The organism is Stenotrophomonas sp. STEN022 (assembly GCF_056760155.1).
In genome coordinates this window covers 1-9,530 of the sequence record NZ_JBRREG010000133.1, presented here as the reverse complement: position 1 = coordinate 9,530, position 9,530 = coordinate 1, and the positions used below count along the sequence as shown (strand labels likewise).

Genomic DNA, 9,530 nt, shown 5'->3' with positions numbered 1-9,530 from the left:
CCCCCCCCCCCCCCCCCCCCCCCCCCCCCCCCCCCCCCCCCCCCCCCCCCCCCCCCCCCCCCCCCCCCCCCCCCCCACTACAGGGGCTTTATCGGCAAGAGCCCCAGCCGAGCATGGCTCGGCTCTACAGGAGCTCTCTCGGCAAGGCCCCAGCCGAGCATAGCTCGGCACTACAGGCAGGGCGCTGACTGCCTGATGCGCTGTATCGGTCATTCGGCTCGGGCCGCCAGCGGGTAAACTAGCGCAATGCCCCAGAGTCCCGCGCAACAACTGCTTTCCAGCGTTTTCGGTTACGACAGTTTCCGCGGCGATCAGCAGGCCATCGTCGAACACGTCGCCAATGGCAACGATGCCTTGGTATTGATGCCGACCGGCGGCGGCAAATCCCTGTGCTACCAGATCCCGGCCCTGCTGCGCGAGGGCTGCGGCATTGTCATCTCGCCACTGATCGCCTTGATGCAGGACCAGGTGGAGGCGCTGCACCAGGTCGGTGTCCGCGCCGAGTTCCTCAACTCCACGCTGGATGCCGAAACCGCCACACGGGTCGAACGCGAGCTGCTGGCGGGCGAGCTCAAGCTGCTCTACGTCGCCCCCGAGCGCCTGCTGACCGGCCGCTTCCTGTCGCTGCTGAGCCGCGCGCACATCTCGCTGTTTGCCATCGATGAGGCTCACTGCGTCTCGCAATGGGGGCACGACTTCCGCCCCGAATACCGGCAGCTGACGGTGCTGCATGAGCGCTGGCCGCAGGTGCCGCGGATCGCCCTGACCGCCACTGCCGATCCGCCTACCCAGCGCGAGATCGCCGAGCGCCTGGACCTGTCCAGCGCCCAGCATTTCGTCAGTTCCTTCGATCGCCCCAATATCCGCTACACGGTAGTGCAGAAGGACAACGCCAAACGCCAGCTGCTGGGCTTCCTGCGCAATCACCGCGATGAGGCCGGCATCGTCTATTGCATGTCCCGGCGCAAGGTCGAGGAGACCGCGCAGTTCCTGTGTGGCGAAGGCATGCAGGCCCTGCCCTATCACGCTGGCATGCCGCCGGAGGTGCGCGCCGCCAACCAGCGCCGCTTCCTGCGTGAGGACGGCATCGTGATGTGCGCCACCATCGCCTTCGGCATGGGCATCGACAAGCCGGACGTGCGTTTTGTCGCGCACACCGACCTGCCCAAATCGATGGAAGGTTATTACCAGGAAACCGGCCGTGCCGGCCGCGATGGCGAAGCGGCCGAAGCCTGGCTGTGCTACGGCCTGGGCGACGTGGTGCTGCTCAAGCAGATGATCGAGCAGTCCGAGGCCAGCGAAGAACGCAAGCAGCTGGAGCGCGCCAAGCTCGACCATCTGCTCGGATACTGCGAATCGATGCAGTGCCGCCGGCAGGTGCTGCTGGCCGGCTTCGGCGAAACCTATCCCAAGCCCTGCGGCAACTGCGACAACTGCCTCACCCCACCCGCCGCCTGGGACGCCACCATTCCGGCACAGAAGGCGCTGAGCTGCGTCTACCGCAGCGGCCAGCGTTTTGGCGTCGGCCACTTGATCGACATCCTGCGCGGCAGCGACAACGAGCGCATCCGCCAGCTCGGCCACGACAAGCTCAGTACCTATGCCATCGGCAATGATCTGGATGCACGTGCCTGGCGCGGCGTATTCCGCCAGTTGGTGGCCGCCAGCCTGTTGGAAGTGGACCCGGAAAGCCACGGCGGCCTGCGCCTGACCGATGCCAGCCGCGATGTACTCACCGGTCGCCGGCAGATGATGATGCGCCGCGACGCTGCACCCACGCGCGAGCGCGAGCGCGGCAGCCCGCGTACCGGCCTGCCGGTACAGGCTGGCGACCTATCGCTGTTCCAGGCGCTGCGCGGGTTGCGTGCGGAACTGGCACGCGAACAGAACGTGCCGGCATTCGTGATCTTCCACGACAGCACCCTGCGCAACATCGCCGAGCAGCGCCCGACCAGCGTCGACGCACTCGGCAAGGTGGGCGGCATTGGCGGCAGCAAGCTGGCCCGATATGGCCAGCGACTGGTCGAGATCGTGCGCGAGCAGGGCTGAGCAGCAGCACCTGGCTGCCTCGCCCTTGTGGCTGCGGCTAACGCCCGCCTAGATTTTGTTCGGCCAACAGCAGCAGCCCATCCAGCTTGCGCCGATCAGGCGAACCGGCAACCTGCAGCCGGCCTATCAGCAGCAGCACGCGCTGCAGCTCTTCCTTGGCCAGACGCGCATGCCCCAACTGCAGCAGGGATTCGGCCAGCGCCAGACTCGTCTCGACAACAGCAGCGCTGTCTTTGCCCTGCTTGCTGCCTGCAAACTCCACCGCAGCCCTGCGCAAAGCCAGCGCTTGCTCACCCTCGCCCTGCCGCGCTGCCAGATCGGCGCGGATACCCAGCCAGCGTAGCTGCAGCTCCTCTGCTACCGGTGAGTTCATTCGCTCCAGCAATTGCCGCGCCTGTGCCAGCTGACCGCTACGCAGATGCCAATCGATCCGGTTCAAATGGGCCTGCACGCGGCCTGGCGCATCGGCCGGCAAGCTCTGGCTCAAGCCCTTGTCGGCGTGCTCCAGCATCACCCCGGCCTCGCCCATCCTCCCATCGCGCATCAGCAGACGCGCCAATTCGCTTTCAGCGCGCAGGCTGGTAGGGGAGTCCTCGCCCAGTCTCTGTTTGCGGATCAACCAGGACTGGCGATACAACGCTTCGGCTGCGGCCAGCTCGCCGCGCAGCTCTTTCAACGAACCGTAGTTGAACAGGCCCATCGAGTACTCGACCGAGTCCTGTCCATCCAGGCGTGCGCTCAAGGCATTCCGCTTCTGGTAATGCAGTTCGGCGGCTGCATAATCACCGGAATCCCGATACAGGTCTGCCAATCCATCGTATTGCACGCGGACAAAGCTGCTCTCCGCGCCATACAGCTCCAACGCATACTGCATACCGGTTTGCAGTAGTGGCAACGCCTGTTCGTACTTGCCTTGCTCGCGGAGTATCTGCGCCAACCGCGTTTCAGCAGCCAACGCCAGGCTGGTGCGGCGACCATGCAGATTTTCCAGCACCCGCCGGAACTCGTGCTCTGCCGATTGCTGCCTTCCCCAGCGCAGGAACAGCAGACCTTTGTTGTACGACAACTCACTGGTCTCGGTGCTGACGTCCACATCCTTCACATCCTGATACAACGACGTCGCACTATTGAAGGCCGCTTCACCCAGATCAAAATGCTGCTGATTCACCAAGGCCAGCCCCTTGGCGCTGTACAGACGCGCGCGCACCAACGCTGGCGCCTTGCCTCCAATCAAATCCAGGCCCTGCGCCGCCAGCTGCTGACCGCGCTCGCCATCGCCATCAAGGGTCTTCTGCACGGACAGATCCGCCAGCACATTCGCGGCATCCAACGGACGGGCCACGCGCGGATCCATGAAGCCGCCGTAGGCTTGCTGCAACAGAGTATCGGCTTGATGCGACGCACCTGCGTTCTGATAGGCAACGCCCAGCACCGCGCGCATCCGCGCCAACTGCGCCGGGGCATCAGCCAGGTCACGCGCGACCTGCAACGTGGCCTTGTCCAGCAATTGCCGCGAACTCAACTCCTCGGCGCCGCGCTCGGTGCGTAGAAATGGATCAGCGGTTTCGAACATGCCAACCATGAAATTGCTGATCTGTTGCGCCACCACCGCTTCTTCCTGCGCTTGCCGCCGGGTCTCCCACAAACCGAATACGAACACCGCAAGCAGCGCACTCACACCGACACCGATCGCAGTGCCCTGCCAGTTCCGACGCAACGCTTTCCCGAGGTGGTACAAGCGGCCACCGCTGCGCGCAAGGACCGGCTGCATCTCCAGATAACGGCGCAGGTCAGCCATCAAGGCTTCAACCGAGCGATAGCGCAGGGCGATGTCACTGGCGCAGGCACGTGCGACGATGGCATCCAGATCGCCACGCAGGCGTCGCCGCCAGGGCAGATCAGCCGGTGTGTTGGCACTGGGCGCAATCAATGCCTCGCTGGTGTTCTGCGCCTCGCGCATCGATGGTTGCGTGGACAGCAACTCCAGCAACATCACGCCAAGACTGTAGACATCGCTGGCCGCACCGACGGTATGCCCCGCGATCAACTCCGGGCTGGCGTAACCAGGGGTGCAGTACCCGGAGTCGCGTTTGTCACGCGCCTCGTTGAGCAATCGCGCCAGACCAAAATCCAACAGCACCGGCTGGCCATTGGCCTGCACCAGCACATTGGGAGGTTTGAGGTCGCAATGCAACACCAGCTGTTCGTGTGCCGACTGCACGATGCTGCAGATTTCCAGGAACAGCGTAATCCGTTGCTGAAGGCCCAAGCTCTGCTCGGTGCACCAACAATCCAGCGGCACGCCGTCGATGTACTCCATCACCAGATAGGGATGCCCATCCGGCGTAGTACCGCCATCGTAAAGACGCGCAACATTGGGCAGCTGCAGGCCAGCCAGCACCTGCCGCTCGGCCCCGAGCAGCTCCACCTCGGTGGCGCCCGGCATGCCGTGCAACAGCTTGATGGCAACCGTACGCTGGTAAAGACCGTCGGCGCGCTCAGCCTTGAACACCGTGCCCATGCCGCCATGTGCGATGCGCTCGGTCAGCCGCCATGGCCCGAGCCGCTCACCCACACCCAGTTCCGGCGCCAACGCGCGCGCCAGTGCCGTGTCCAGACGATTGCTGACCCGGCTCAGACCCACGGTCTGCGAGCGCAGCAGCTGCAGCACCTCCTCGCGAACCGCAGGGTCCTCAGTGCCCACGCCGAGTGCTTGCTGCCATTGCTCGCGCGGCAGCTCGCAGATCGCGTCAAACAGTTCACGAACCTGCCGCCAACGCTCGCTCCCCATTACCGCATCCCCGTCATCTCAGCTCAGCGCAGCTGCCGGTTCAACCAGGCCCGCGCAAAACGCAGGTCGCGGTCAACCGTGGGAGCTGACACATCCAGCACCAGCGCGATCTCATCGCGGCTCATGCCGCCGAAGTAGGTCAATTCAATGGTGCTTGCCGCGCGCGGCTCAAGTTCGGCCAGTTGATTCAATGCCTGGTGCAGCGCAAGCACGTCGTAACCGACAGCCGTATCGTCCGGCACCTGGTCAGCGTGGGACAGCGTCAACTGCTCGGCATTGCCACCACGCTTGTCTGCTGCCCGCGCGCGCAGATGATCGACCAGCACCGAGCGCATCTTCAGCGCGGCGATGGCAACGAAGTGGGCGCGGTCCTTGTAGTCCGCATCGGTACCAAGCAGGCGCATCAGCGATTCGTTGACCAGCGCAGCCGGCTGCAAGGTGCCGCCGGTCTGCTGCGACAAGCGGTTGCGGGCAATCAGCATCAAATCCGAGTACAAGGCTTCGAACAGATGCTCGCGCGCATCCATGTCGCCTTGTTGCCATCGGTGCAGTAATTGCGTGATCTGCTTGCTCAACCCTGTCCCCAGTGCATGGACGCCCACCAGGGCAACCAACGATCCACCCTGCATATTAGGACCAGACCCAGCGACTTCCAACCACAGCGGCCTACACTCCTCGTACGTACTGCGCGCCGAGCGCCCCGCGCTTCCTCCATATCAGCTGGCAAACGGCGAACACTGTCACAAGCCATCACGTGCTGCCGGGACGTTTGCCCGCCTTTCGTCGGTGATACGTTGCGACAACAACGAAGCCGCACCCGGACTCCGCAAACCTGACTGAGCGTTGACAAAGCATCGGCGGAGACGGAATCTGCGTCACTTCGCGCCTATCCAGCGCTCAATCGGCAGGTTCTATGCAGCAGGGTGTGATGCAGGGCATGTGGGGACGAGGCGTATTGATCTGCGCGCTGTTTGCGGCAGGGACTCAGGCGGAAGCCGGGCAGGCACAGCCCTTTGTTCCAGGCACGCACAAGGGGCCTCGACATGGAGCCCAGAACGAAGTCGCAGTACTCGGTACGGCGCATCTGGCAAGTCTGCCAAAAACCTTTGATCCGTCGACGCTCACGCCGCTGATCGACCGCCTTGCGGCGTGGCAACCGCAGGCAATCGCCGTCGAGACAGTCTCGGGACAGCAGTGCGACATGTTGCGCCGCTACCCTGCCCGTTACGCGTTGACGGTGAACGATTACTGCCCCGACCTGTCAGCGGCGGCAAAGGCGACCGGACTGGACGTGGCCGCGGCGACAACGGCCGCTGAGGCAACGCTGGCGAACTGGCCGGCACAACCAACAGCCACCCAGCGGCGCGAACTGGCAGCCACGTTCCTCGCCGCCGGAGAACACGATTCCGCTCTTGTCCAGTGGCTGCACTTGCCTGCGCCAGAGCGGCGTACGGAAGGCAGCTTGAACCAGGAGTTGCTGGAGGCGCTGGAAGCACTGCGCAGCAGTCGCAATGAGAACACGCTGATCGCTGCCCAGCTGGCTGTGCGGCTGGGCCATCAACGGCTCTGGCCGATGGACGACCACAGTGCCGACCGCTATGGCCCGGACCCCAAGGCCTACGTGAAGGCCATCCGCAAGGCGTGGGACAACCCTGCCAGCAAGCAACGTGCGGCGCTGTACAGCAGCCTGGAATCCCAACTCGACACACCCGAGAACGCGCTGGCGATGTATCGGCGCGACAACGGCCCGGACGTCGCTCCGGCCGCCTTCGAAAGCGACTACGGCGCCGCACTGGAAGAACCCTCCCCGCAGGGCTACGGACGCATGTATGTCACTGCCTGGGAAACCCGCAACCTGCGCATGGCCGCCAACATCCGCGACCTGATGGGACCAAGCCCGGGAATGCGCACGTTGGTGCTGGTTGGCGCCTCGCACAAAGCCTATCTGGATGCCTATCTCGAACAGATGCACGATGTGCGCATCATCGATGTCCAACAGACCCTGCTGAAGTAAGGCACAAAGGCCGCGACTGGAGCCGCGGCCTTGCCGGCATCACCGTAGCCCGGGCAAGCGCAACGCACCCCGGGCTTCTCAGCAGCAGCCATCAAGATCACAGAATTCCCCTCTACCGGGTGCACTGCACTTACCCGGGCTACGCCTGAACTGCCAGTCCACGCCGCTTGCGGAGCAAAAAAAAGGCTTCGGATAGCTCCGAAGCCTAGGCAATGCTGGTGGGCCGTGAAGGATTCGAACCTTCGACCAAAAGATTAAAAGTCTTCTGCTCTACCGACTGAGCTAACGGCCCAAACAAAGACCCGGCCGTAGCCGGGGCGCGTATTCTAACGCAATAAACGCAAAAACAAAATCACACGTATTGGGTCGGGTCAGCCATGCCGGCAGCAGTGAAGCCATCAGCGCGCAACTGGCAGGCGTCGCAGTGGCCACAGGCCTTGCCGTCCATGTCGGCCTGGTAGCAGGACACGGTCAGGCCGAAGTCCACGCCCAGGCGCTGCCCTTCCAGGGCGATCTGTGCCTTGCTCAGGTACTGCAGCGGTGCGTGCACACGGATGCCAGCGCCTTCCACGCCCGCTTTGGTGGCCAGGTTGGCCAGCGTCTGGAAGGCGGCGATGAACTCAGGACGGCAATCCGGGTAGCCGGAATAATCGACGGCATTGACGCCGCAGAAGATGTCGTTCGCACCCAGCACCTCGGCCCAGCCCAACGCCAGTGACAGCATGATGGTGTTGCGGGCTGGCACATAGGTGACGGGAATAGTGTCACCGGCTCCGGCCTCGGGCACGTTGATGTCATCGGTAAGCGCAGAGCCACCGATGCTGCGCAGGTCGACCGCGACCACTTTGTGCCCGGCCACACCCAAGGCGGCGGCCACGCGAGCGGCGGCTTCCAGTTCGGAGGTGTGGCGCTGGCCGTAGCGCACGCTCATGGCATGCACTTCGAAACCCTGTTCCTGGGCGATGGCGACGACGGCGGCTGAGTCCATGCCGCCGGAAAGAAGCACGACTGCTTTCTTCTTCATGGTGATGATCCGGTTGGGGGAGGAAAGCCAGCACGCTGTCCCGCGCCGGGGTAAACAATTGACGGGTACGTCGCCGACTCAATAGCCCGGGGCGTCGTCCCACAGCAATTTGTGCAGCTGCATCTGGAAGCGTACCGGCAGGCGATCGGCGACAATCCAGTCGGCCAGCTCGCGCGGGCTGACCTGCGACTTGCTCGGTGAGAACAACACCATGCAGCGCTCCGGCAAACGGTGCTCGCTGAGCATGGACTTGGCCCACTCGTAGTCACCACGGCTGCAGATCACGAACTTGAGCTGGTCACGGGCGGTCAGCAGCGGAATGTTCTCCAGCCGGTTGCGTGCCATTTCCGCCGAATCCGGCGTCTTCAGGTCGACCACGCGTGATACGCGCGGGTCCACATCGGCGATGTCCAGCGCGCCGGAGGTCTCCAGCGACACGTCCAAACCGGCTTCGCAGAGCTTGTGCAGCAGGATCAGGCAGCGCTTCTGCGCCAGCGGCTCTCCGCCGGTCACGCAGACATGGCGCACACCCTGCTTCAACACTTCGGCGACGATATCGTCGATGTCCCACCAGTCGCCACCATGGAACGCGTAGGCGGTATCGCAGTACTGGCAACGCAACGGGCAGCCGGTCAGGCGCACGAAAACGGTCGGCCAGCCGACGCTATCGGCCTCGCCTTGCAGGGACAGGAAAATTTCGGTGATCTTCAGTCGCGGCAACGGCGACTGCACGATCTCGCTGGGAACAGCGGCGCTCGGAGAATTCATAATCATCAGCCGCACCATCGGTGCGGCACCACATCAACGCAGTTGCTGGCCGAGCCGGATCGACTGCAGTCGGTCCTGGGCGGTACGGGCCGCATCACTGCCGGGAAAACGGGAAATTACCTGTTCCAGGGTTTGTTGTGCCTGGGCATTGTTGCCTTCACCAAACTGCGACAGGCCAAGCTTCAGCAAACCGCCGGCGGCCTTGTCGTGGGTGGGATAGCGGGCAACCAGATCGCTGAACTGTGCCTCAGCCATCTTGAAATTACGCGTTGCATAGAAGCTCTCACCCAGCCAATACAAGGCATTGGGGGTGTAGGCAGCATTCGGGTACAACTCAAGGAAGCTCTGGAACAACTGCGCCGAGTCGGCATAGTTGCCGGCCTTCAACGCATCAAACGCGACGTTGTAGGCAGCACGCTCATCACCGGCCGAAGCCAGCGCACCGGCATCGCCACGCACCGTCGGCGGACGTTCGACAGCAGCCGCTGTCGGCTTTGCGGCCGCAGCGGCAGGCGTCACCGCGCCAGTGGCAGGAGCTGCCGGAGCGCCAGCACCGCCTTCAAGGCGATTGAGGCGACCGTCGAGGTCCAGGTACTGATCGCGATTGCGCTGCTTCAGCTGTTCGTTCTCGTGCTGAAGTTGCTCGATCGTGCCCTGCAACGCCTGCATTTCAGTACGCAGCTGCTGCAGCTGATTGAGCATGTCGGTATTGGCCTGGCTGTTGTTGACCTGCGTTTCCAGCACGCCAACACGGTCAGCCAGACTTGCCCGCTGTGCATACGCGGGCGGGGGGGGGGGCGGGCGGGGCCGGCCGCCGCCCCCCCCCCGGCTGTGACGGAGGGTCGGGGGACTGGTGAGGGTGTGAGGTGTGTGGGGCGCGCGGG

At 64.0% G+C, this 9,530-nt stretch carries 7 protein-coding genes and 1 tRNA gene; 2 read left to right on the top strand and 6 right to left on the bottom strand.

All coding sequences use genetic code 11. The features are described 5' to 3' along the window. The first annotated feature begins 246 nt into the window (after nt 1–246). Nucleotides 247–2,049, top strand: coding sequence for a DNA helicase RecQ (gene recQ / locus ACVOMF_RS19330; protein ID WP_481510704.1), 1,803 nt, complete (start codon nt 247–249; stop codon nt 2,047–2,049). Between the two features lie 37 nt (nt 2,050–2,086). On the opposite strand, the gene ACVOMF_RS19325 is transcribed toward recQ, so the two are convergent. Continuing rightward, the gene (locus ACVOMF_RS19325; protein ID WP_481510703.1) at nt 2,087–4,840 is read right to left on the bottom strand and encodes a protein kinase domain-containing protein; all 2,754 of its coding nucleotides are present in this window, start codon (nt 4,838–4,840) and stop codon (nt 2,087–2,089) included. Between the two features lie 23 nt (nt 4,841–4,863). Next, nucleotides 4,864–5,415, bottom strand: a complete 552-nt coding sequence (locus tag ACVOMF_RS19320) for an ECF-type sigma factor (protein ID WP_481510702.1) — start codon at nt 5,413–5,415, stop codon at nt 4,864–4,866. A gap of 626 nt (nt 5,416–6,041) precedes the next feature. Between ACVOMF_RS19320 and ACVOMF_RS19315 the strand changes: the two genes are divergently transcribed. Continuing rightward, the gene (locus ACVOMF_RS19315) at nt 6,042–6,854 is read left to right on the top strand and encodes a DUF5694 domain-containing protein (RefSeq protein ID WP_481510701.1); all 813 of its coding nucleotides are present in this window, start codon (nt 6,042–6,044) and stop codon (nt 6,852–6,854) included. A 216-nt stretch (nt 6,855–7,070) separates the two neighbouring features. Here the strand turns inward: ACVOMF_RS19315 and ACVOMF_RS19310 are convergent. From ACVOMF_RS19310 to ybgF, 4 genes are all read right to left on the bottom strand, one after another. Further along, nucleotides 7,071–7,146 (bottom strand) — tRNA-Lys (locus ACVOMF_RS19310). 60 nt (nt 7,147–7,206) lie between these two features. After that, nucleotides 7,207–7,878: a 7-cyano-7-deazaguanine synthase QueC gene (gene queC / locus ACVOMF_RS19305; protein ID WP_481510700.1), complete on the bottom strand. Its 672-nt coding sequence runs from the start codon at nt 7,876–7,878 to the stop codon at nt 7,207–7,209. A gap of 78 nt (nt 7,879–7,956) precedes the next feature. After that, nucleotides 7,957–8,646 (bottom strand): 7-carboxy-7-deazaguanine synthase QueE, encoded by a 690-nt coding sequence (queE, locus tag ACVOMF_RS19300; protein ID WP_481510706.1) that lies wholly within the window; start codon nt 8,644–8,646, stop codon nt 7,957–7,959. Nucleotides 8,647–8,679: 33 nt separating this feature from the next. Further along, the gene (gene ybgF / locus ACVOMF_RS19295; protein WP_481510705.1) at nt 8,680–9,408 is read right to left on the bottom strand and encodes a tol-pal system protein YbgF; all 729 of its coding nucleotides are present in this window, start codon (nt 9,406–9,408) and stop codon (nt 8,680–8,682) included. Nucleotides 9,409–9,530 lie beyond the last annotated feature (122 nt).

Coding starts and splice junctions, on each gene's coding strand:
- recQ (WP_481510704.1), top strand. CDS start 247: ATGCCCCAGAGTCCCGCGCAACAACTGCTTTCCAGCGTTTTCGGTTAC.
- ACVOMF_RS19325 (WP_481510703.1), bottom strand. CDS start 4,840: ATGGGGAGCGAGCGTTGGCGGCAGGTTCGTGAACTGTTTGACGCGATC.
- ACVOMF_RS19315 (WP_481510701.1), top strand. CDS start 6,042: ATGTTGCGCCGCTACCCTGCCCGTTACGCGTTGACGGTGAACGATTAC.
- queC (WP_481510700.1), bottom strand. CDS start 7,878: ATGAAGAAGAAAGCAGTCGTGCTTCTTTCCGGCGGCATGGACTCAGCC.
- queE (WP_481510706.1), bottom strand. CDS start 8,646: ATGAATTCTCCGAGCGCCGCTGTTCCCAGCGAGATCGTGCAGTCGCCG.